At 36.5% G+C, this 24,177-nt stretch carries 21 protein-coding genes and 1 tRNA gene; 2 read left to right on the plus strand and 20 right to left on the minus strand.

The features are described 5' to 3' along the window. Positions 1-179: 179 nt before the first annotated feature. The 19 genes from G7050_RS02875 to rpmB form a co-directional block, all read right to left on the minus strand. Positions 180-253: transfer RNA gene (locus G7050_RS02875), tRNA-Arg, on the minus strand. A 211-nt stretch (positions 254-464) separates the two neighbouring features. After that, positions 465-1,763, minus strand: a complete 1,299-nt coding sequence (locus G7050_RS02880; protein WP_166110938.1) for an inositol-3-phosphate synthase — start codon at positions 1,761-1,763, stop codon at positions 465-467. Between the two features lie 313 nt (positions 1,764-2,076). Then, positions 2,077-2,802, minus strand: coding sequence for an HAD family hydrolase (locus G7050_RS02885; RefSeq protein WP_166110941.1), 726 nt, complete (start codon positions 2,800-2,802; stop codon positions 2,077-2,079). A 60-nt stretch (positions 2,803-2,862) separates the two neighbouring features. Next, positions 2,863-3,795: a CDP-alcohol phosphatidyltransferase family protein gene (locus tag G7050_RS02890; protein ID WP_166110944.1), complete on the minus strand. Its 933-nt coding sequence runs from the start codon at positions 3,793-3,795 to the stop codon at positions 2,863-2,865. 16 nt (positions 3,796-3,811) lie between these two features. Continuing rightward, positions 3,812-4,678: a hypothetical protein gene (locus G7050_RS02895; protein WP_166110946.1), complete on the minus strand. Its 867-nt coding sequence runs from the start codon at positions 4,676-4,678 to the stop codon at positions 3,812-3,814. Between the two features lie 45 nt (positions 4,679-4,723). Then, on the minus strand, positions 4,724-5,419 hold the full coding sequence (locus G7050_RS02900; protein WP_166117616.1) for a sugar phosphate nucleotidyltransferase: 696 nt from the start codon (positions 5,417-5,419) through the stop codon (positions 4,724-4,726). 96 nt (positions 5,420-5,515) lie between these two features. Further along, positions 5,516-6,607 (minus strand): 4-hydroxythreonine-4-phosphate dehydrogenase PdxA, encoded by a 1,092-nt coding sequence (gene pdxA / locus G7050_RS02905; RefSeq protein ID WP_166110950.1) that lies wholly within the window; start codon positions 6,605-6,607, stop codon positions 5,516-5,518. 97 nt (positions 6,608-6,704) lie between these two features. Beyond that, positions 6,705-7,361 (minus strand): hypothetical protein, encoded by a 657-nt coding sequence (locus tag G7050_RS02910; protein ID WP_166110954.1) that lies wholly within the window; start codon positions 7,359-7,361, stop codon positions 6,705-6,707. A 12-nt stretch (positions 7,362-7,373) separates the two neighbouring features. Further along, positions 7,374-8,399 carry a 23S rRNA (adenine(2503)-C(2))-methyltransferase RlmN gene (gene rlmN, locus G7050_RS02915; protein WP_166110957.1) on the minus strand — a complete coding sequence of 342 codons (1,026 nt, stop codon included), beginning with the start codon at positions 8,397-8,399 and terminating at the stop codon, positions 7,374-7,376. Positions 8,400-8,516: 117 nt separating this feature from the next. Next, complete coding sequence (locus tag G7050_RS02920; RefSeq protein WP_166110960.1) at positions 8,517-9,863, minus strand: glucose-6-phosphate isomerase; 1,347 nt, start codon at positions 9,861-9,863, stop codon at positions 8,517-8,519. 106 nt (positions 9,864-9,969) lie between these two features. Further along, positions 9,970-10,968 carry an NAD(P)H-dependent glycerol-3-phosphate dehydrogenase gene (locus tag G7050_RS02925; protein WP_166110963.1) on the minus strand — a complete coding sequence of 333 codons (999 nt, stop codon included), beginning with the start codon at positions 10,966-10,968 and terminating at the stop codon, positions 9,970-9,972. A gap of 49 nt (positions 10,969-11,017) precedes the next feature. Further along, positions 11,018-12,748, minus strand: coding sequence for a lysine--tRNA ligase (lysS, locus tag G7050_RS02930; RefSeq protein WP_166110965.1), 1,731 nt, complete (start codon positions 12,746-12,748; stop codon positions 11,018-11,020). A gap of 252 nt (positions 12,749-13,000) precedes the next feature. Further along, positions 13,001-15,166 (minus strand): HU family DNA-binding protein, encoded by a 2,166-nt coding sequence (locus G7050_RS02935; protein WP_166110968.1) that lies wholly within the window; start codon positions 15,164-15,166, stop codon positions 13,001-13,003. Then, the gene (locus G7050_RS02940; protein ID WP_166110971.1) at positions 15,159-15,449 is read right to left on the minus strand and encodes an HU family DNA-binding protein; all 291 of its coding nucleotides are present in this window, start codon (positions 15,447-15,449) and stop codon (positions 15,159-15,161) included. The genes G7050_RS02935 and G7050_RS02940 overlap by 8 nt, the downstream gene beginning before the upstream one ends. Before the next feature lie 109 nt (positions 15,450-15,558). Next, positions 15,559-16,863, minus strand: a complete 1,305-nt coding sequence (rimO, locus tag G7050_RS02945) for a 30S ribosomal protein S12 methylthiotransferase RimO (protein ID WP_166110974.1) — start codon at positions 16,861-16,863, stop codon at positions 15,559-15,561. A gap of 194 nt (positions 16,864-17,057) precedes the next feature. Continuing rightward, complete coding sequence (gene ftsY, locus G7050_RS02950) at positions 17,058-18,014, minus strand: signal recognition particle-docking protein FtsY (protein ID WP_166110978.1); 957 nt, start codon at positions 18,012-18,014, stop codon at positions 17,058-17,060. Positions 18,015-18,227: 213 nt separating this feature from the next. After that, positions 18,228-18,389, minus strand: coding sequence for a DUF4295 domain-containing protein (locus tag G7050_RS02955; RefSeq protein ID WP_166110981.1), 162 nt, complete (start codon positions 18,387-18,389; stop codon positions 18,228-18,230). Positions 18,390-18,404: 15 nt separating this feature from the next. Beyond that, on the minus strand, positions 18,405-18,593 hold the full coding sequence (gene rpmG, locus G7050_RS02960; RefSeq protein ID WP_166110983.1) for a 50S ribosomal protein L33: 189 nt from the start codon (positions 18,591-18,593) through the stop codon (positions 18,405-18,407). 20 nt (positions 18,594-18,613) lie between these two features. Beyond that, a complete protein-coding gene (rpmB, locus tag G7050_RS02965) occupies positions 18,614-18,853 on the minus strand; it encodes a 50S ribosomal protein L28 (RefSeq protein ID WP_166110986.1) in 240 nt (79 codons plus the stop codon). Between the two features lie 240 nt (positions 18,854-19,093). Between rpmB and G7050_RS02970 the strand changes: the two genes are divergently transcribed. After that, positions 19,094-20,344, plus strand: a complete 1,251-nt coding sequence (locus tag G7050_RS02970) for a metallophosphoesterase (RefSeq protein ID WP_166110989.1) — start codon at positions 19,094-19,096, stop codon at positions 20,342-20,344. Between the two features lie 7 nt (positions 20,345-20,351). On the opposite strand, the gene G7050_RS02975 is transcribed toward G7050_RS02970, so the two are convergent. Beyond that, positions 20,352-22,847, minus strand: coding sequence for a hypothetical protein (locus tag G7050_RS02975; RefSeq protein WP_166110991.1), 2,496 nt, complete (start codon positions 22,845-22,847; stop codon positions 20,352-20,354). 384 nt (positions 22,848-23,231) lie between these two features. On the opposite strand from G7050_RS02975, the gene G7050_RS02980 reads away from it, so the two are divergent. Then, the gene (locus tag G7050_RS02980) at positions 23,232-24,164 is read left to right on the plus strand and encodes a TIGR01212 family radical SAM protein (protein ID WP_166110994.1); all 933 of its coding nucleotides are present in this window, start codon (positions 23,232-23,234) and stop codon (positions 24,162-24,164) included. Positions 24,165-24,177: the final 13 nt, after the last annotated feature.

Here is a 24,177-nt window from a genome sequence, read left to right on the forward strand (position 1 = left end):
CTCAAATTCTCTTTGCAAAGATATATACATTTATTTTACATCTGCAAATAAACGATACAAATTTTCAAATTTATTTTTTCATTGATTAATTTAAGGATGTTTTGGTAAGTGCTTTTGTAAGTACCTAAAAACAAAAGTCTGCAAATCGTTGATTTACAGACTTTATAGCTTTTATTTTGTGACCGCGCCAGGATTCAAACCTGGAACCTTCTGATCCGTAGTCAGATACTCTATTCAGTTGAGCTACGCAGCCATTGCTTTAATGCGTTGCAAAAGTAAGGCTCTTTTTTATATTATGCAAGTATTTAGATACTTTTTTAATAAATATTTTCAGCTAGATATTCCTCACACACTTAAAATTCTCATGTAAAGAAGCTTATGGTTTCTGTAATATTTAAGCCTGTTGAGAAAAAAGAAAGGAGGACTAAGTCCTCCTTTCTTACAAATTATATAGATATGCTATATTAGTCGATAAAGTCTACAGTTTCTTCACCAATCATTTTGCGAAGTGTGTTTTTTAACTTCACATATTGGATGAATAAATCGTGCTCTGCAATCTGATTCTTTTCGTGCATTGGGCTCTTGAAATAGAATGATAACCAGCTTTGGATACCGCTCATACCTGCACGTTGTGCAAGGTCAGAGAACAACACAAGGTCAAGACACAAAGGAGCTGCAAGGATAGAGTCACGGCAAAGGAAATCCACTTTCAATTGCATTGGATAACCTAACCATCCGAACAAGTCGATATTATCCCATCCTTCTTTATTGTCCTTACGAGGAGGATAATAGTTGATACGTACTTTGTGGTAAACATTACCATAAAGTTCCGGATACAATTCTGGTTGAAGGATATTATCAATTACTGATAGTTTAGATTCTTCTTTTGTTTTGAATGATCCTGGATCGTCAAGAACTTCTCCGTCACGATTTCCAAGAATATTTGTAGAGAACCATCCGCTAAGACCTAACATACGAGTCTTGAACATAGGAGAAAGAACAGTCTTCAACATAGTTTGACCAGTCTTGAAGTCTTTTCCACAGATCGGAACTTGTTTTTGTGCCGAGAATTCCCACATTGCAGGAATGTCAACAGTTAAGTTAGGAGCACCATTGATGTAACCTACACCTTCAGCAATAGCTGCATAAGCATATAAGTTAGATGGAGCAATATCTGCATGATTTTCTTTTACTGCTTTTTCGAAAGAAGAAAGGCTTTTGTGGATTTCACCAAGAGGAGTAAATACTTCTGTACTACCGCACCAGATCATAACTATTCTATCGCAGTTATTTTCTTTTTTGAAGTTACGGATATCTTCTCTTACTTGTTCCATCAAGTCCCATTTAGTAGGAGCTTGTTTTACCCATGTACCATGAAGTCTTTTTACAAAGTTTTGATCGAATACAGCTTTCATTGGTTTGATAGCCGAAAGCTCATCTTTCACTTTGTTTAGATCTTCATCTGTCAATACTTCAGCATGTTTAGCTGCTTTATAAACATCATCTTCGAAAAGATCCCATCCTCCAAAAACGATATCATTAAGATCAGCCAAAGGCACTGCATCTTTAATCTTCGGGAAACGGTTTTCTTCTCTTTTACCCAAACGCATTGTAGCTAATTGAGTGATTGAACCAACAGGAACACCTAATCCCTTACGAGAAATTAATGTACCTGCAATAAATGTAGATGCTACTGCACCACCAACTCCGACAACAAGAACTCCAAGTTTTCCCTTGGCTTCTTTCACTTGTACTTTTTCCATTTTTTAATTTTAATTTTAAAATTTACTGCAACCCGCAGCAATCCTTTAAACTGGTGAAGTTATTTCATCAGGTAAGTATTACCTGAATCCATAAAATCACATATAATAGAATAGCTTCAGCGAAAGCCTCTTTCCATTTTATTCTCCCAACCCGGGCTTTTCAACTAAATAAATTTAGTCTCCATTATTAGAAATTGACATTACAACTAACACTACAATACTACCAAAATATACAAGTAAGGTTTATAACCTTTTCAATATCTTATCTAACGCCTTAGGTAAGAACTGCTACAATATAACAGTTTTAATATCCTTAATTCAGTTGAAAAATATCTTCCAACTCCATAAAGTCTGTAATAATAACATCAGCAGTTGCATTTTCTTCATCATCGCCCCATCCCGGACCTTTCAACCAAATGGTCTGACATCCGTTTTTTGACGCCGGTACTATATCTTTTGCATGGGAATCGCCTATTACGACGATATTCGAAGCCGGAAGATTCAACTTATCCACACCCAAACCAAATATAGCAGGATCGGGCTTTCTAACTCCTACAACAGCCGATTCAATAATATCATCAAAGAAATCAAGCAATCCGAAATCCTTTAATACAGCTTGCACATTTCCATAGAAATTAGAAACTAGCACCATTGGATAACGTTCACGTAAAGCATTCAAAATCACTTTCTCTTTGCTTATAATCTCTTTGGCAAAGTTATAACATTGCGTCGAAATAACAAGAGAATAGCTTGATGTTTTATCATTATTATCCAATATATTTTGTTCGATCAAATAACTAATCTGAAGGTCAGTCTTTATTTTCAGTAACTCGAAGAAGTTATGATTCGGCTGCACATCGGGGTGTACAGCTAAATAGCGCTCAACATATACAAAGGCTTCACGAAAGACTTCTTTAGTTACAGGCACTTCCATATCCTGATAAGCCTCCCATAATACTTCAGCCCAATGTTTACCATTGCTGTCAATTGTACCTCCGTAATCGAAGATAATACCTTTTACTTTTTCTAGCTCAAACATATTTATTTGCATCTGATTTTATTATCATTTTCAAGAAGAACAACTATTTAATTAAAATATTTAAATAGTGTTTTGAACTTCATATTTCCCCTCCTCTATCTGCTTTGTAAATGTCTTGCACATTTTCTCATGGCACGAAACCATATATACTAAAATCACATTAAGCACTACAAGCTCAAAAACAAAGTATAGCCAGGGTTGTTTAATAAGTACTGCAACGAACAAAGCTATTGCACGAGTATTGAAAGACAAAATATTAGTCCATTTCATCAAAGGTAGGCTTTTTTCTCTGAAAGCAACTCTAAATTGCTCCGGAGCAGTTTCTCCAAACCGGCTTTTCAATAGTTTAAACATTTCCTGAAAATTTGCCGACCAGCTTTCCTGACCTTTAGTGTAATTCAGGTAAAAGGTAAGAACCAGTTTCTCCCAGAAGTTAGCCCCCCATGTCAATTCCACGTTTTTCTCTCTCAGTTCGGCTGTATTGTCTAATTCACTACCTGATTTTCCTTTCAAAAATAACAAGTGTATATTCCTGTAATAATCAGCCATGGAAGCTTGTTTGCTATGGAAATATCCCGTGATAACAGCTAAAGCCCAAATACTCCATCCCCATACCGGGAAAAGGCGCATACAAATGGCAATATAAATAGATATAAACCACAGATTTCCGGCAAAGCCGTCCAATACACGACCTAATGCTGAAAACTGCTTGGTCATGCGAGCCAATTGTCCATCGGCACTATCAAACGAATTTGCCCAAACAAGTAAAAATATTCCTAAAAGAGTAAGCCATAAATTATCAAAGTAAAAACAAATACCCGACCCTACTCCAATAAAGATACTCGCTATAGTAACTGCATTCGGTGTTACTCCTAATTTCTGAAAGAGCAGCGCCCATCTATAACCTATTGGGCGATAAAAATAAATATCGATAAACTCTTCTGTGTCCGACGACTTGAGCGTAGACTCCAAAGATGGTTTATTTTGTTCCATTAATTTAGGGTTTGTGTTATTTTAGATTCTTTTGTACATGCTTGTCTATACACTCTGCAATTTTAGATGCAGCTTGCTCACGACAAGGGGCAAAACTAGGCCAGTCATTAAAATCTATAATTTTGAATGATCCGTCTTTTGCAACCACACAATCACCGCCATATATTTTTATATTCAGAATCTCTCCTGCTTTATCGCATGCTTCTTTCAAAGCGTCTACCGAGAATGGATACTGATTAGCCGCTCCGTTTATTTCTTCTAGCCCAAATTTACTGTGACTCAGGTCGAATGGATAGAAATGATAAAAGAAATCTGTATCAGCTACTCCATAAAACTTAACCAAATCACCTACAAGATGTTCATTTATAACAGCATTAGGTATTCCTCTGAAAGCAAATTCTTTTAATATTTCTCTAGCTTCGGTAATACTTCTGGCAAAAGCAACGTCTTCACGGTGAATGGCATGAAAGTCTCCTCTTTTGATCCAGTAGGCATTGGCTTCCATTTCCTCCAACAACTCTGTAGGGTCTTCGTTACAATCTATAATTATGCTTTCGGGATGAGGTATCTTATTATCCATAAGCATACGTGTCATTTTTCCTCGCGTACAATTTTCGATACCATATGCAGAGTTAATAACTACCGAACCGGTATCTTCTAGATGTTTCAACCATTTGATTGTACTCTTATCACGAGCCATATCAAAAATATATTTATCCTTGATATCACTTAACACAAATTCGGACTCGGTATAATCCTGTACATCATAACCCATATCCCGCAAACATTGTGCTGTGAGGTTATAGATAGTACCATCATTACCGATATGGTTAGGCGAGTATTTAGTTTGTCGCTTTATCCCTGTTAATTTTCCTTTAGACATAATTATTAAAAATATAATTGCTCTACTTTTTGATTTCCTGTTTATTTAATTTCGAAGAAACGCCTCAGCTTTTACAATATCTTCGGCATGATCAACATCTACAATCTTCGGAAAAGGATATGCCTTGAGACACAATCCGTCAGCCACTAATTGACGTTGAAAATTCCGCATGCGCGATTGCCCCGAAGACAAACAGTTTTCGAGTGTATCTATTCCTTTAGGTGTTAAACCGTATATACCTCCCGAAATGTATTTACATGAATCCGAATTATCCAGAAATCCAGTAATTACCATATTTTGATTGACATCCACATAGAGAGGTTTCTCGTCATCAATATAATCGGTTACAGCCATCATTCCATCCGATTCAGCATCAGCAATGAACGCTTTGATATATTGCTCGAAATCTTCTTCTTTAAATATTGTATCAACAGTAGTTAAGCAAAATTTACCTTCACGCAAAAATTCCCTCAATTCGAAGAAGCTATGCATCGAGCTGGGAGTCGATTTTATAACAATATTAAGTGGAATATCCAGTTTTATTTGCTTTACGTATTCTTGCACTGCTTTCATCTCTTCATTTACAATGATACTGATGGAGTCAGCTTGGTTCTTTGCGAAAATATCAATGAGGCGACGAATCATCTCCACCCCGTTTAACTTTACAAGAGGCTTTGGTAACGTAACCCCTTCTTGTGCCAACCTCGAACCTTCTCCGGCGGCTATTATTGCATAATTCATCTTATCTGCTATTGTAGGGACGTATTTCATACGCCCATTGTAATATTCTATTTATTGAGGGCATATACAATACGCCCCTATGGTATTATAATAATATCAATCTGCCGATTCTTCTTTTGTCAGATCTAAGACTTCGTTATCTCCACCCTTCTCATAATACATTTTTCTCAAAGGATTGGCATGGGCTTTATCATACTCTTTACGATTACGTAAAGTGTCAATTGCCAGATAAATTGCCTGACGAAAAGAATCCTCAGATGCTTCGTTTTTCCCCGCAATGTTATAAGCGGTACCGTGTGCGGGAGATGTGCGAACAATAGGCAAACCTGCCGTAAAGTTAACACCTTCCTCCATTGCCAGAGTCTTGAAAGGAACCAAACCCTGATCGTGATACATAGCCAATATACCATCAAAGGATTTAAAGCGTCCTGATCCGAAAAAACCATCGGCAGCATATGGTCCAAAGCATAAAATGCCACTTTCTTCCATCTCACGCAGAGCAGGAATAATAATGTCGTTTTCTTCTGTCCCTAACAAACCATTTTCTCCGGCGTGAGGGTTCAATGAAAGTACTGCAATACGGGGTTTATCGATATTAAAATCGCGAAGTAACGATTTATTAAATATGTCGATTGTTTCTTTAACCTTTTCTTTAGTGATGCTTTCGGCAACTTTACCTAAAGGAAGATGTCCTGTAACAAGTGCAACTCTTAGATCTTCTTTTGCAAGAATCATAAGAGACTTTGACGTATCCTGTCCGAATTTCTTTTCCAAATATTCGGTATGACCCGGAAAATGGAAAGTATCTTGTTGAATATTATCCTTATTGATAGGTGCTGTAACCAATACGTCAATCAATCCGGCAGCCAGATCTGCTGTAGCTCTTTCCAATGAACTTAGCGAGGCATCACCTGCTGCTTTGGTTGACTTTCCGAGTTCGACCTTGATGTCATCGGGAATACAATTAATAACATTCACTTTATTTATCTCTGCTTCACTCGCTTCTTGAATCAGGTTGAAGGTAACAGGAGGTAATTCTAAAGCTTTGCGATGATAGGCTGCAACTTTTGTTGATCCATATATTACAGGAATGCATAATTCTGCAATACGGAGATCTCCAAACGTTTTAAGTATGACTTCATAGCCAATACCGTTAATGTCACCGTGTGTAATTCCTACTTTTATCATTATATTAGTTTTCTAAGTAATTCGTATATTAAGGTCTCAGACCTTTTTATTGTATCTTCTAAATTGACAAGCTCACAGTCTGATTTACTTGAACCGTCTATTTGATTACCTTTTCCCATTGGTGAGCCAATTGCTCGGCATAGTCGGTAAATGTATTCACCGCATCAAATTTATGAATAGTATATTCGGGTTGTCCTTTTACCTTCGAAATATCAATAGGTGAATAGCCATCGTGTGCAAAAAAGAATACTTCTTTAGTATTGCTATTATAGAAAGTTGTATTACCATTCGCTTCAAGAGCAAAAGTCACAAATTCCTTTACGTCCAAAGGCTCAAGACCCTCCGATTTACATGCAGCAATATAGTTTTCTTCCCAACCTCCCATACCTATAACAGCATCTTTTAAAGTGAAAGTATGCTCATTATTAGTAAGGAAAGTATCTATATTCCGATGACCGCCAATCCAATACCGAACGATAGTCCCTACGTTCTTAGAGAATACGGCATGTTCCTGTATTATATTGCGTCCTCTGGGAACACAATGCTCCATATGACATAACCATCCTGATGTATTACCATGTTTATCTGTCCAAACATATTGACGATAAAGCTGATTACTGTTTATTGTAAAATCAATCCAGCTGGCTTTCAACAAAAGTTTATTTAATGCAGGAAATGTTGTTTGAAATTCTTTATCAAACGTATCTTTTCCATCAGAAATATTTGTAAAAATTATATGTGGGTGTTTACTCATAACGACATCCTTTTATTGCTTACTTTTCTCAGTTGACAACATTCCGCAAGCTGCAAAGATATCTTCACCTCTTGATGAACGTATCGTACACATCAGACCCTTACGGGTTAAAAAATCCCTGAATTGTATCATTGTTTCGTTGCTTGATGTAACAAGATCGACATTAGGGATAGCATGAAATCGAATCAAATTGACCCGACAATCGAGACCATTCAAAATTTTGAACAATTCTTTAGCATGTGCTATAGAATCATTAAAATCTTTAAACATTATATATTCGAAAGACAAACGTCTTTGTTTTGACCAATCATATTGTTTCAGCAGATCGAGAACTCCCGATAAAGGGAATGCTTTTTCAGCCGGCATTATCGACAATCGCTGCTCCTTCATAGGTGTATGTAAACTTACAGCTAAATGAGCATTACTCTCATCTAAAAAACGTTTCAACTTAGGAGTTACTCCTGTAGTAGAAACGGTAATTCGCTTCGGGCTCCATGCAAAACCATAGTCCGAAGTCATTATATCCAGTGTTTTTTTCAATTGTTCGTAGTTGTCCAAAGGCTCACCCATACCCATAAATACGATATTGGTAAGATCATCCGATTCATCTATCGAACATACCTGATTCAAAATTTCGTTGGCAGACAGGTTTCCATTAAAACCTTGCTTCCCTGTCATACAGAACAAGCAATTCATCTTACAACCGACCTGAGACGACACACACAAAGTGGCTCTTTCATCTTCGGGGATCATTACCGATTCGATAAATTTCCCTGCATCCGTTTTAAACAGATATTTAACCGTTCCATCTATCGAGCGTTGATCTTCGACAGGTAAAGAACGTCCTACATCGTATTTTTCCGACAATAGGTTTCTATTTGCTAACGATAGATTTGTCATTTCCTCTATCGATAGTACTCTTTTTTTATATAGCCAATCCGCCATTTGTTTAGCGGCAAACTTAGGCAAGCCACACTCTAATGCAACATCTTTCAGTTCATCTAAAGTTAGTCCCAATAGGTGTTTTTTCTCTATCATTCTGTACTCTTAAGTAATTTAGTATTTCTATTTGCAGGAGTAAAAATTGTATACTATCTAAAAAGATAAATGCATAGATTTACTCCTGCAATTTAGAAACAAAAAGGTCTACGACCTTTATAAACGTTTTTGTATTTCTTCGTGGTCTTTTTCAAAACCCGGTTTATTTAACAGTGCGAACATATTCTTCTTATAAGCCTCTACCCCTGGTTGATCGAAAGGATTTACCCCTAAGATATAACCGCTTATACCACATGCTTTCTCAAAGAAATATATTAATTGTCCTAAATAATATTCGCTCAATTCAGGAATCTCAATCTTGATGTTTGGAACACCTCCGTCAACGTGAGCCAACTGAGTACCTAGTTCCGCCATTTTATTCACAAAATCAACACGTTTGCCAACTAAAAAGTTCAAACCATCCAAATCTTCTTCATCTTTAGGAACAAGAACCGTATGATGAGGATTTGCTACCGAAAGAACAGTTTCGAAGATAGAACGTTCGCCTTCCTGAATCCATTGCCCCATTGAGTGTAGGTCGGTTGTGAAATCTACAGCAGCATTAAAGATACCTTTGTTTTCTTTACCTTCACTTTCTCCGTATAACTGTTTCCACCATTCTGCAAAAAAGTGAAGCTTAGGATTGTAGTTAGCAAGTATCTCTATTTTCTTACCTTTTTTGTACAACTCGTTACGAGTTACAGCATACTGTTCAGCAAGATTTTTCTCGAACGGAACATCCGGTGTTGTATTCTTTTCCATGAAAGCTGCACCTTGTACCAGTTTTTGGATATCGAATCCGGCAACTGCAATAGGAAGCAAACCCACAGGAGTAAGTACTGAAAAACGACCTCCTACATTATCAGGAATCACATACATTTTATAGCCTTCTTTTTTAGCTAATGTATGCAAAGCACCTCTTGCAGCATCGGTGATTGCCACAATACGGCTTTGAGCCTCAGCTTTTCCTACTTTTCTTTCCAATTCTCCTTTGAGGATACGGAACGATAAAGCAGGCTCGGTTGTTGTTCCCGATTTTGATATATTGATAATTCCGAACGATTTATCGGTCAAATAAGCGATAAGTTCCGATAGATAATCTTCCCCGATATTTTGACCGGCATATACTACCACCGGATTTTTACGATCTTTTTGCAACCAGTCAAAAGAGTTCGATAGAGCCTCAATCACCGATTTCGCTCCCAAATAACTACCTCCAATACCTACAACTACTACAACTTCACATTTGCTTCTCAACACCTGAGCTGTATTTACAATATCTTTCAGGTCAGCATCTGTAATAGATGAAGGCAGATTTAACCAACCTAGGAAATCGTTACCTTTGCCCGAACCTTTGTGTAAAGTTTCATTGCATTGTTTAGCCAAAGCTGCACCAGCTTCTATCTCTGACTTATTTACAAAAGAAAATACTTTATCAACATTTAAACTTATAACTTTTTCCATCTCTCTAAATTTATTTATCGGTTTACTCGTTACTATTTATTACTTTATCTAAGCCTGCACCAGCTTGGGATTAAACTTACCAAAGCAATAAAAAAGATTTGAGACCTTATTTTAATATTTCTTCTCTTAAACGTTTTATTTCTATACGTGCCGGAACTTTCTCATAAAGAATACGATAAACAGTCTCGACAATAGGAATATTTATGCAGTAATCTGCATTCATCTCCATGATACATTTAGTTCCGTAATAGCCTTCGGCTACCATTTCCATCTCTATTTGAGCAGCTTTCACAGAATATCCTTTTCCGATCATTGACCCGAATGTTCTATTACGGCTAAAACTTGAATAGGCTGTAACCAATAAATCTCCGATATAAGCTGATTCAAATATTTTTCGTTTGACGGGCGAAACTACTTCCATAAATTTCTCCATTTCCTGTACTGCATTCGATACTAATACAGCCTGAAAATTATCGCCATATTTCAATCCGTGACAGATACCCGCAGCTATAGCGTATACATTTTTCAATACCGCAGCCAACTCTATACCGCTCACATCTACCGAAGTAGACGCCTTTACAAATCGATTTGTAAATATACGTGCTACAGCAGTTGCCATTGCCTGATCTGTACACGCGATGGTAGGGTATGTCAAACGTTCGAGTGCTATCTCTTCTGCATGGCAAGGACCTGCTACTATTGCGATTTTATCCGAAGGAACTCCGTATTCCTTTGTCAGATAATCAGTCACTAACAGATTTTCTGGAGGTATAATTCCTTTTATAGCAGATATAATAAACTTATCACTTATCGGCGTTTTTAGTTTCTCTAAATGAGTTTTTAAAAACGGAGATGGCACTGCCAGAATCAGAGTATCAGAGTTATTTACTATTTCGTTGATATCTGAAAAGAACGAAATTCGATCCAGATTAAACGGCACATTAGATAAATAAGACGGATTATGTCCTACTTTTATAAAATCCTCAATTTGTTCAGGACGACGCATGTACCAATTGATATGCGTTTCCTGTGTCAGTACTATTTTTGCAAGAGCCGTAGCCCATGTTCCTCCGCCTATTATAGCTATTCTTCCCGGATATTTCATCGGTCTTTATTCATGTTAAACAATTGAAACTTAAATCAGGTTTGTAACCTTATTTTTTAGCATTGTTAACCCATGCTTGTACCTCTTCTTCTTTTGGATTAGCCAATTCGAGTTTGTGCTTTTTGTTTAATTCGCACAACTCCTGACGTAATTTGTTAGGGTTAGCTTCTCCCAAGCCTTCTATTGTCAAATAACCGGCTTTTTGAATAGCTGATACCCATTCTTCGGGAATTCCTATTTCTGTATATTTTGTGGCAGCATCTTTCTTTGCTACTTTTTCGGGTCTCATTTGAGGGAAAAGTAACACTTCCTGAATAGAGGTTTGCCCTGTCAATAACATTACCAAACGATCCATACCTATACCCATTCCCGATGTTGGAGGCATACCATACTCTAAAGCACGAAGGAAGTCCTGATCGATAAACATCGCCTCATCATCTCCTTTTGCCGAAAGTTGTAATTGCTCCTCAAAGCGGTTACGTTGGTCAATAGGGTCATTTAATTCAGAATAAGCATTTGCCAATTCCTTACCATTAACCATCAATTCGAAACGCTCCGTTAATTCGGGATTCGTTCTATGACGTTTACATAAAGGTGACATTTCAATCGGATAATCGGTAATAAATGTAGGCTGAATGTATTTACCCTCACATTTTTCACCAAATATTTCGTCGATAAGTTTACCCTTACCCATTGTTTCATCCTGATCAACACCAAGTTGCTTACAAACTTCACGAAGTTGCTCCTCGTTCATACCATTGATATCAATACCTGTATGATCTTTGATCGCATCAATCATCGTTACACGTTTGTAAGGAGCTTTAAAATTAATCAGATTGTCCCCTACCTGCACTTCTGTTGTTCCCAATACATCCAAACAAACCTTTTCTATCATTTGCTCTGTAAATTCCATCATCCAGATATAGTCTTTGTAGGCTACATAGATTTCCATTACAGTAAATTCGGGATTATGCGTACGATCCATACCTTCGTTGCGGAAGTTACGTGAAAATTCATACACACCATCAAAACCACCTACAATCATACGTTTCAAGTACAACTCGTTGGCTATTCTCAGATAAAGAGGAATATTAAGGGCATTATGGTGAGTTATAAACGGACGTGCTGATGCTCCTCCGGGTATACTCTGTAACACTGGTGTATCAACTTCGATGTAACCTTTTTCATTAAAAAGATTACGCATCGAATTAAATACTTTTGTACGTTTTAAAAATATATCTTTTACACCTTCGTTCACTATCAGGTCAACATAACGCTGACGGTAGCGCATTTCGGGATCGGTAAATCCATCATAAGTTACTCCATCTTTTACCTTAACTACGGGCAAAGGACGAAGTGATTTAGATAATACAGTCAAAGTTTCGGCATGAACAGATATTTCGCCCATCTGAGTACGGAATACATATCCCGTAATTCCGATAAAGTCACCTATATCCAAAAGTTTCTTGAAAACTACGTTATACAGATCTTTATTCTCATCAGGACAAATATCATCTCTGGTGATATACAACTGAATACGTCCTTCAGAATCCTGAAGATCTACAAAAGCAGCTTTTCCTGCAATACGACGGCTCATTATACGACCGGCAATTGCCACCTGACGACGCTCTGCACCATCTTTAAAGTTGTCTTTTATTTCAACCGAATATGCATTCGTTTCATACAACGCAGCAGGGTACGGATCGATACCCAGTTGACGCATTTCGTCTAAACTTTTTCTTCGGAAAATTTCTTGTTCACTTAATTCTAGGATACTCATTATCTTATATTCTTTTAAGGTCTCAGACCTTTTTTATATTTTGGCAAAAAACTGTGAATACACTATGCTATCAGCATAAATTCACGAGTCGGTAAAATTACAAATTATTGTACGTATTTTATATATAAATACAAAAAAAGAATAGCAGATCTCCGTATCTGCTATTCTTTTTTAAGGTAGTATACACCCTATTCCTCATTTTATGAAGCGTTATTATCGACTATAGTTATAATTGATAATAAAACGATCGCTTTATCTTTGTCTTAAAATTTTAGTTTCAAGATTTTTTGCGGTTTGTATTGCTTTTGAATCTTTGGGATTATAGACTCCATAATCAGCCAAAGAGGGTATAAGTAATCTAGTACCTATAGGCACATTATTCGGATTAGCAATATTATTTTTATTTGCTTGATAGATATAAACCCAGTAATCAGGGCTTCCATAATAAGTTGCAGCCATCGTTCTCAAAGTTGTACCTCTCTTAATCGTTGAATATTGAGGTTTTGAGGCTGTACCTGTTTTAACATCAGGGTTAGTAGGTTGAGAGGATACTGTTCCTATAGATTCTTTTCTATTTTCGTCAGCATATTTCTGCAAGTGATACTCCGCTTTATTAAGAATACCAAACTTTAGTTTATCTGATATAACAAAGCCGTTTTTTTCGGCATTTATAAGCTCTGTAGTCAAAGAGTCTGCATCTCCGACAACATTAGTAGTAGGCGATTCAACTGCTTGTTTTACTTCCGGCTTTTGAGCAATAGCAACTATAGGCTCTTGCTTCATTGGCTTCACGGTATCTTCAACCAGACCGCGCTGCACTCTTTTCATTGAATCGAGCAAAGCGTCTGTTACCTGAGCACTCGAAGAGGTATTCTCATCCGTTGTAGTTGAGTCTACTGCAGATAAATTGGTTCTTCCTAAATTATATTCAAAGTCATAAGGTTTGGTCAGCATTTTAACCAATCCATAACTCAAGAAACCTACAATTACTAAGAAGAACAATATTACGGGTAGCCATTTTCTCAACTTAGAAATTCCTCCCGGATTACTATAATCTGTATAAGGAATATCAACCGGATCTATAGTATCGGTAAAAGATACACTCCTGATTGCAGTAGGCTTATTATTTCCGGCAAAACTACGTGCATTCAAAGTTTCAATAACATCCTTCTCTTCACCAACAATATCGGAAGCTTCTTTTGAAAGCTTCTTATTGAGTGGAACAAAACTAGAATCATCTATAATATCCTCTTCATCTTCCCCGGGAAACAAAGGACGCTCGGGATCCTGATTCGAAAATGTCGACTTCGAGGCTTTTTGGGGAACATCGTCAATTGAAGATTGTTTTTCAACTTCAGCTTTTATATTTTTTTCAACAACAGGAACAGGAATAATAACATCCTCTTCAGTCTCGATTTCAGATTCAAAATCTGACTCTAACTCAATATCATCCGCAATTATATCCTTTATTAAAGGAGCACTTAAAGAAACTTCGTTTTCTGACACAGAAGTTTCCGATTGCTCTTTCACTTCATCCTCTAATTCCGGTTCAGATAAACTCTCTTTTATTTCAGTAGTGATTATTTCTTCTACTCTATTTTCTGACGAAACCACAGTTTCCTCATTCAAATCAACAGAAGAATCGTCATCTATCACGGGTATCTCCGGAAGATCTTTCAGCACTATTGGAAACTCTTTTTTCTCTTGAACTTCCTGCAAAGGAGCTTCTTTTTCAGTCTTCGAAGCATGTGCCCCTACTTGAAGGTCATCTTTCGGCACCGTCAAAGTAATAGAGCCGGTATTTTGTTCCGATGAAGAACTTGTGTAGGTATACACAAATGATCTCGGATAAACCTGATTTCCTGAAGGTTTTGGTTTTGATATTTTAGAGTTTTCGGTATCTCGTGTGTCTTTTTCTTTCACCTCTAATTTTGTATTGGAATTTTCAGAAACAGACTCCACCTTAGTAGGCTGTCCTGCTTCATTGACGATATCAACATCGTCCTCTTTTTTATTTATATTGACTTCTGTACTTTCAACAACCTCGTTCTCATCTATATCTTCATCGTCCTCCACAGATGTTTCGAAGACAACTCCATCTTCTAACAGAATTGTCTCAAATTGAGAAAATGGTTTATTTACTAAATTTTTGAGAACTTTATCCGGAATAAAACTCAATTTATAATGAGATGGTATTTCTATTTTCTCACCGGTATTTACATTAACGCTTTCTCTGCTACTTACCGATATCAATTTAAAGGTTCCAAAATCTTTAATTTTGACAAAGTCATTATCAAATATACGTTCCAATATCAACTGGAAAAACTCTCTAAAAAAAGAGTCTGCATCCTTTTTCGTTATTTTAGCTTTCTTCGATAAAAGATCAACTAAATCTTGAAGTGATAGTTTTTCATTCATTCTCGGACAACTTTTTTAATTTATCTTTCACGACTTGCCCGGGGCGAAATGCCGGAGTAATCTTTGGTGGTACCAGAAAACGTTGTTTTGAAACTGGATTTACAGACATCCGCTCCTGGCGTCTTTTTGTTTCAAACAATCCAAACCCTTGTATATTTATAGAATCAGAATTAGCCAGATTAGTGTTAATTACAGATACAGCATCCTCCATAATCTTTGATGTTTGAGCTTGTGTCCACTCTAACCTTTTAGACAGTTCTGCAATTAATTCTTTATTTGTCATAGATTTACAGGATTATAAATACTTTCAACAATCTGCCATATTTTCTCTGCTATCATCCTTTGGATATGGCTCCTACCAAAGCTAAAAACACCGATATACTGCTACAAGTTCAATTGGGAACAACAATATTTCCATACAAATCAAAAGGCTCTGCCTGAGTTATAATAACATTATAAATCTCGCCTTTGTTCAACGGTATATCTTTTGATATCAATACTTCCGGATCTACTTCCGGAGAATCATATTGGGTACGCCCTACATAATAATCGGCATCTTCTCTGTCTATAATTACCGAAAGATGTTGCCCGATCTTAGATTCATTAACGCCTAAAGAGACACGCTCCTGTACAGCCATTAACATATCCATTCTTTCCTGTTTAACTATTTCGGGAATATTATCTTCATATTTTTCGTACGCATAAGTGCCTTCTTCATTTGAATAAGGAAAAGCTCCCATTCGTTCGAACTGAGCCTCTTTTACAAACTGCATCAATTCTTCAAAATCGGCCTCCGTTTCATCCGGATGTCCCACCAAAAATGTGGTTCTGAGGTGAATTCCAGGAACTTCATCTCTAATTCTCTTTACAAGAGCCAGAGTTTCTTGTTTTGTTATACCACGTCTCATTTTTGTCAACATATTATCGCTTATATGCTGAAGGGCAATATCCAGGTATTTGCATACATTATCTCTCTCGCGTATTACACGAAGCAAATCATAAGGAAATTTAGTCGGATAGGCATAATGGAGACGAATCCACTCAACACCTTTTACATCGGAGATACGTTCGATTAATTCGGGAAGTTTCATTTCTTTATAACGATCAAGCCCATAGTAAGATAAATCCTGAGCTATAACCTGAAATTCCTTAACACCCTGGGCAACCAACGATTCTACCTCAGATACAATCTCTTCCATAGGGCGAGATTGATGACGTCCTGTCATAATAGGAATAGAGCAATACGAACATGAACGATTACACCCTTCTGATATTTTCAGATAAGCATAATGTGCCGGAGTTGTTAATGCTCTCTCGTATTGGACATCTTTTCTAAAAGATTTCCCTAGATCGGTGATAAGTCCTTTCCAACCAAATTTACCGTAGAATTTATCCACTTCGGGTATTTCTGCCTGAAGTTCTTCCATGTATCTTTCGGAAAGGCATCCCATCACAAAAAGTTTATTCAGCTTTCTGTTTTTTTTAGCTTCTGCAAAACCAAGTATCGTATTGATCGACTCTTCTTTTGCATCACCTATAAATCCACATGTATTTATAACTACAATTTCACCTTCGGGCTTTTCCGGATCATGCTTCACAGTATATCCATTAGCCAGAAGCTGTTTCATTAACATCTCTGAATCTACTAGGTTCTTGGAACAGCCTAGCGTAACAACATCAATTCTATTTTTTTTCATTCAAAAAGAATCCTTCTTTCTTAGGTATAAGTAAGAGTAAATATTTATTGCCTCTTTTTAAGTCTAAGAGTTCACAAACCTTATCAAAGGGTCCATTTAGAGACCTGGTTTACTCTCCACTTCTCAAAACAATAAAAGGTCAGTAACCTTAAATCCTGCAATACACTCTATTGCAACAACAAAAGTAACACAAATTACCCGCCAAACAATGAGTTCACGAATTCTTTTCGCTGGAATACCTGCAAATCATCAATACCTTCACCCAGTCCGATATACTTTACGGGTATCTTAAACTGATCTGAAATACCTATTACAACGCCTCCCTTTGCAGTACCATCTAGCTTTGTCACAGCCAAAGCTGTAACATCTGTAGCAGCAGTAAATTGTTTCGCTTGCTCAAAAGCATTTTGCCCTGTCGAACCATCCAAAACCAACAAAACTTCATGAGGGGCACCGGGAACAATTTTATTCATTACATTTTTGATCTTCGACAACTCATTCATCAATCCGATCTTATTATGTAAACGTCCGGCAGTATCTATTATTACAACATCTGCGTTATTGGCTTTTCCAGAGCTGATTGCATCAAATGCAACGGAAGCCGGATCAGAACCCATTGCCTGTTTCACGACCGGAACACCAACTCTTTCGCCCCAAATAACCAATTGCTCTACGGCTGCGGCACGAAAAGTATCGGCAGCACCAAGATATACAGATTTTCCTGCTTTCTTAAACTGATTAGCTAATTTTCCTATTGTTGTAGTCTTACCTACTCCATTAACTCCTACAACCATTATCACGTAAGGCTTATGATCTATAGGCAAATCGAACCCGACAGTATTATCACTCGAGTTATTTTCGGTAAGTAATTCAACAATTTCTTCACGAAGAATAGTGCTCAATTCATCCGTATTTACATACTTGTCTTTGGCAACACGCTCCTCTATACGTTCGATAATTTTCAATGTAGTATCTACACCTACATCCGAAGTTATTAATACCTCTTCTAAATCATCTAATACACTATCATCAACTTTAGATTTCCCAACAACAATCCTCGAGAGTTTGGTAAACATATTTTCTTTTGTTTTTTCCAAACCCTTATCCAATGATTCTTTTTTCTGTTTCGAGAAAAAGTCGAAAATGCCCATACAATCTATTATTTATTCTTGAATACTTCAGGTCGAAGACCTATTTATTTCTTTGGCAAAATAGTTATAATTAGATAATCTTGCTAAAGATTCTGTTAATCGCCACTACTACTCGACTCTATCGTGAAGCAAGCTATACAAAGCTAATAAAGGATACACAAAAAACCTCCTAACAAATTCTTGAAAGGAGGTTTTTAGTTATTTTTAACTAAATTATTTTGAAAAATAATCTTTCACCGATTCATTTGGAACCATTTCTTCCTTAAATGTATAAGCTCCTGTTTTAGGCGATCTTACCATTTTAATTACTTTTGCATAATTACGGCCATCTTTAGATGATGGATCGCGGTAACCTGCGACTGTTTTCTTTGCCATGGTTTTATATTATTTTTACTTAATTTCTTTATGAACTGTAACTCTCTTCAAAACCGGATTGTATTTTTTCAATTCCAATCTTTCAGTTGTGTTTCTTCTATTTTTAGTAGTAATGTATCGTGATGTACCAGCCAGACCACTTTCTTTATGCTCGGTACATTCTAGAATCACTTGAATTCTGTTTCCTTTTGCTTTCTTTGCCATTTTTTAGGTTCTCCTTTGATTTAAGCTTTTAAATAACCTTTTTCAGCTGCTTTTTTCAATGCAGCATCCAAACCAATTTTATTAATTGTACGAAGACCTGACGCAGATACATCTAGACTAATCCAACAATCTTCTTCTACCCAATAGAATTTTTTCCTGAACAGGTTGATGTTAAATTTTCTCTTAGTCTTTTTATTTGAGTGAGAGACATTGTTACCAACCATAGCTTTCTTTCCTGTAATTTCACAAACTTTGGACATCGCTATTATATTTTATTTTTTATTTATTTTATTCCTTGCCGTAGTAAAACAGGGTGCAAAATTAAACCTTTTTTTTGAATCAGCAAATTATTGTCAGTTAATAAACTATCTTTTTTCAAAAAAACATGACTGCTTAATAATCTTATTCTTAACCAGGAACAATTCGCTCAACACAACTTTGAATACAAATGCAAATATAGTAACTTTGTTGATGTCTAGAAATATATAATACTAAATACTATGAAAAAACTTACTTACGCACTGTTTTTTGCGATTATCTTTTCATATACCCATGTAGCAGCTCAATCGGCTTTTAGCTTTATTGTTGTATCGGATACACATCTTGGAAGAGATGGATCTGAAGACAAAAACAGAACAACATTACGTTATTTACTGAATCAACCGAATAACCCGGAAGCTATTTTTGTTGTGGGAGACCTTACGGACAATGGCTACCAGAAAGAATATGACCTCTTCAAAAGAGTATTTACGGAAGAGTTACCTGATAATTTCGCCAAGTACTACTGCTTAGGCAATCATGACAGATACAACGATAAAGGAGATAAAAATACCCGCTTTGAGAAAACTCTGGGTCAAGACCTCAACCAGTATGTCGAAATAAATAATTATCCTTTCATCTTGATTAGTATGGAAAATTCATCATATGATAAATGTTATACCGCACCTTCCCGGAAATTTTTATCAGAAAAACTGCAATATGCGTCTCAAAAATATCCGGACAAACCTATTTTTGTATTCTTCCATATGCCGGTAACAAATACTGTATACGGTTCATACGAAATTGGAGGAAAAGATTCATGGGGAACCGATGGGTTAAAGGATATCTGCGAGCAATATCCACAAATTATAGCTTTTTCAGGACACTCACATTATCCTATTGGAGATGAGAGATCGATACATCAAGATAAATTCACCTCGATAAATGACGGTAGTATTGCCTATTCTGAAATAGAGACCGGCAAAAGCGAGGGTATACACCCCGAAGGTTTTAATGATGTTACAGAAGGAGTGATAGTTAGTATAGACAACAATATAGTAAGTATACACAGACACAATACTACACAAGGTGCTGAAATAAAAAAGCAGTGGGAAATAAAACCGCCTCACGATGGATCTGCATTTATTTACAAAGACAGAAAGGATAATAAGGCTCCCGAATTTGCTAATGGAATTGAACCTTCTTTTGACAATATTACCAGAAACAGCTGCAATCTAATTTGGAAACAGGCTACCGACAATGATATTGTACATCATTATAAAATTACAATAAGCAAAAAAGGAGAAGAAAGCTTATCTCCTGTTACAGAGACTGTTTTTTCAGGATTTTTCTTGAATGCAGAAATGCCACAATCCAAAAGTTGGAATATAAAGGGACTGGATAACAAGTCAACCTATGATGTTTCCATCTTTGCAATAGATTCTTTCGGAAATGAGTCGAGACCTATAAAAGGCTCATTTACTACATTATAATAAATACTTAAAAACCCATACCAAAACCTATAAAGAATCGGGCATCATCGTTAGATGCGAAGTAAGAAAACTTGCCTGTGTACTTTTTGAACAAAGTCAACCACCAGCCTCCACCATAAGAGGTGTGCCATCTGGTCGATTCCTCGTTAGGATACCATACACGACCATAATCAACTCCAACAAATACTCCATACTGAATAGGTGTAAAAGGATTCTTCAGATGTCCTAAATCGTACCGGAGATCAGTATGTTGATAAAGCGATTGCTTACCGATAAAACGGCTTTGCCTGAAACCCCGAAGTTCAACCGATGCTGCCTGATAAAACTCATAATAGTTGGTAAATAAGGCTGTACCTAAAACCTCTGTTGCCAATGACAGGCGATCGCTAAATGCTATTTCGAAAGAAAATTTTGACTTTATATAAGGAAAGTTGCGGCGTATATCACTTACAGTCCAATTGATACCCGAAGTTAGCAGAAAGTCTAATGAAGGCACCAAAGCACTCAATTGCCGATGCATTTCATAAGTCAAACTGATATCCATAAATACTTTTGTATCAAATACCGGATCTCCATCTTTATATATCTCATTTATAAATCGATCTGTTGGATGATCAATCTTGTATAATTCAAGCATAGTTGAAGCTGTCAGCTTATTTTTAGTGCCAAACCTCCAATAATACGAAGGTTCAATATGATATTTTGCAATTCCAACCCGGTTAAAATCAATGGATTCATCTTTAAAACCATTTGTCTGATTTCCATATCCAAAGAAGTTATGAAAATCATTTGCAATACCAAAGATAGCTTCTATATTAAAACCTCTTCTTTCATCGAGAGACGGGAAAAGTCCCTGATACATCAAACCATCTAAATAACTATAACCTATTCTATGTTGATAGCTATAGGGCGATCTTTTAAAACCATACATCGTTTTACTTACATACGCACCCAAATAAAAACCTAAATCGGAGTCGTATACACCCCAGGGAGTAAAACTCACCGTTTGATACTTGAGCTTCTTATAATCGTATTCATGAACTTTTTCAACATTCGTTCTTGTCATACTAGCTCCATCAAGAGTATCATTCAGTAAACTATGCGATTTATAATCATAAATATCCGCATTTTTTCCTCTTTCGACATGATAGATGTTTATCCCTTTCCCTCCGACTAAAGTTATCGGAGTTCCCCTTTTTGTTCCTGAAAATCTGAAAGTATCATCTCCTCCTAAACCATACAGCCAGATTTCGTTGGTACTTTTATCATATTCTTTATCAAATAATAGCTGAGATGAGTTTCTATCATAAATCCTAACATTAGTAGTATGTCTATCTTTTTGGTTTATAACAAATAAATCATCCTTATTTGTACCTGTAATTACAGGTGTTTGCTGCAATATATCATAGTACTTTTGAGCTATCACTTCAACAGCATCCCTCCGTTTTTTTAAATTATCTTTTATAATTTCAGTATAGGGAGATACATAAATTTCTTCCGGCAGAGCCTCAAAGGCCTTATCGATTACCTCATCGGTTAATGCCGACTTTATATACTTTGCCTCTTGGTACCAAACCTCACGCCCTGTCCTTGCAACGAATGCGACATCTAAAGGAATACCAATTCCATTTGCCTTTTTCAGATTCTTAATATTACTATCGTAATTGGTTATACTATTAAGGCCTAGAACACCCAGCATTATTTTAAAAAATGCTCCGTCGATCTTTGTGAAAGCATGGCTACGATCGGTTACAAGTGGCATATATACAAGACTATCTCCATGAGGCACTTCATACCAATGCCAACTTTCTCGAGTTTTGTTCCAGTCCCCTATTAATATATCCAAAAGCCGCTCACGAATATACTCGTATTGATCGACATGGAAAGATTTAGATTCTTGTATTTTAGCTAATAACTCTTCTGTTTCTATAACTTTGGAGTGAACACTAAATGCCTTCAGGTCATATATGGCTATCAACCGATCCTGCACTCCACTGCCATCTGCAATTGTATCAGTCGTTACATGTTTTGGAATATAGTAAATTTTAGACTCAAATGAACTGACTCCAACTTTCTCCGCTAATTCATCAGCAACCATAAAAGCGTAAGGATGAGTTATAGTATAAGCATCCCCTATAAATTTATCTAAATAAGTACCTTTAAATTCTTGTTTGCTATAAGTATTCTTGAAAAAATCCGATTCCATAAATGTTGTTGCTCCTCCCAGAGGTCTTACCATATACAGGTGAGCATCTTTTGCTTCGAGAAAAAGAGCATGCAAACGGGGTACTTGTGCTACAAATGTCAGTCCACCATACAAATCATACAAACCGGTTGATTTTACGGTTATCGGTGTAGAGTAAAGTTTACGATAATGCTTACCTATAATAAAATCATACATTCCTGATCGTTCATGCGAATTCTGAGGATAGATAGATTTTCTTATTACACCGTCCTCATAAAGAGGTATGGTATCTTCTTTCTGTTTAACAGAAGTATCCATAGCCGAGACACTAAAATGCAATAAGCTGTATATTAAAAATACAACACTAAACTTTCTAAAATTGGACATAATTCAAAGGTATGTTATACTAATTTCAATACAAATAGTCATACACAAAACATTTATTTTTGACAGTTAAACTATCTCGGCAAATGCATAACAAGAAGTTAAATTACAAGATTATAGATATGACTTATGATGTGTTTAAGGTCTTAAATCTTAAAATTGTATTTAATTTGATTTGCTAGTATAACAATTTGTACCTTTGCATAGTTTTACGGGACAGCAAAATTAAGCGCACAGACCTATTTTATATTTTGGCAAGCTTAATGATTATAGCCTGTTAGACTGTATAAAATTTCACTAAATACTTTCATTCAACTAATGATAAATAAGCCATATAAAGAGTTTGGGGATTTCCTAAACAGCATATTTCCTCATAAAGTCCAGAAAATATCCATCAATGCAGGATTTACTTGTCCAAACAGAGACGGCTCTAAGGCTGTAGGCGGATGTACCTATTGTAATAATCAAAGCTTTAGCCCCGGATATGGAGGTAAACAGCGTACGGTTACCGATCAATTAAGAGACGGAATATCTTTCTTCTCACACAAATATCCGGAAATGAAATATCTTGCATATTTCCAGTCCTATACCAATACTTATGATGATATCGATAAATTGATCTTATTATATGAAGAGGCTTTGGCATATCCGAATGTTGAAGGCATTATCATCGGGACACGTCCGGACTGTATGCCTAAGGAACTTCTCGACTATTTTGAGAAGCTGAAAGACAGAACATTTCTTCTTATAGAATACGGGATCGAATCGACACTTGATTCAACCCTTGAGTTTATAAACAGGGGACATACTTACGCAGAAAGTATAGAAGCCATATATCAAACAGCTGCTAAGGGAATATATACAGGAGCTCATATGATCTTGGGACTACCCGGAGAAAGCCGTGAGCAAATGCTTGAGCATGCCGACAAATTATCGGAGCTTCCTTTAACTACACTCAAGATGCACCAATTGCAGCTTATTAAAGGTACGGTTATGGCTCGGCAGTATCGCGAACACCCCGAATGGTTCAATCTGTTTGAGGTCGAAGATTATATTGACCTGTGCATTGATTTTACGGAACGCCTCAACCCCGATTTCATCATCGAGCGCTTTGTGTCTCAATCTCCTAAATCGCTGCTCATTGCACCCGATTGGGGATTGAAGAACTTCGAGTTTACAGCTAAAGTTCTTAAACGATTCGCAGAACGCAAAGCCTACCAAGGCAGGCTTTATAAATCGGTAAAGGCTTAAAAGACCTTTTCTT

Source organism: Dysgonomonas sp. HDW5A (assembly GCF_011299555.1).
In the GTDB taxonomy this organism is placed as follows: Bacteria; Bacteroidota; Bacteroidia; order Bacteroidales; family Dysgonomonadaceae; genus Dysgonomonas_A.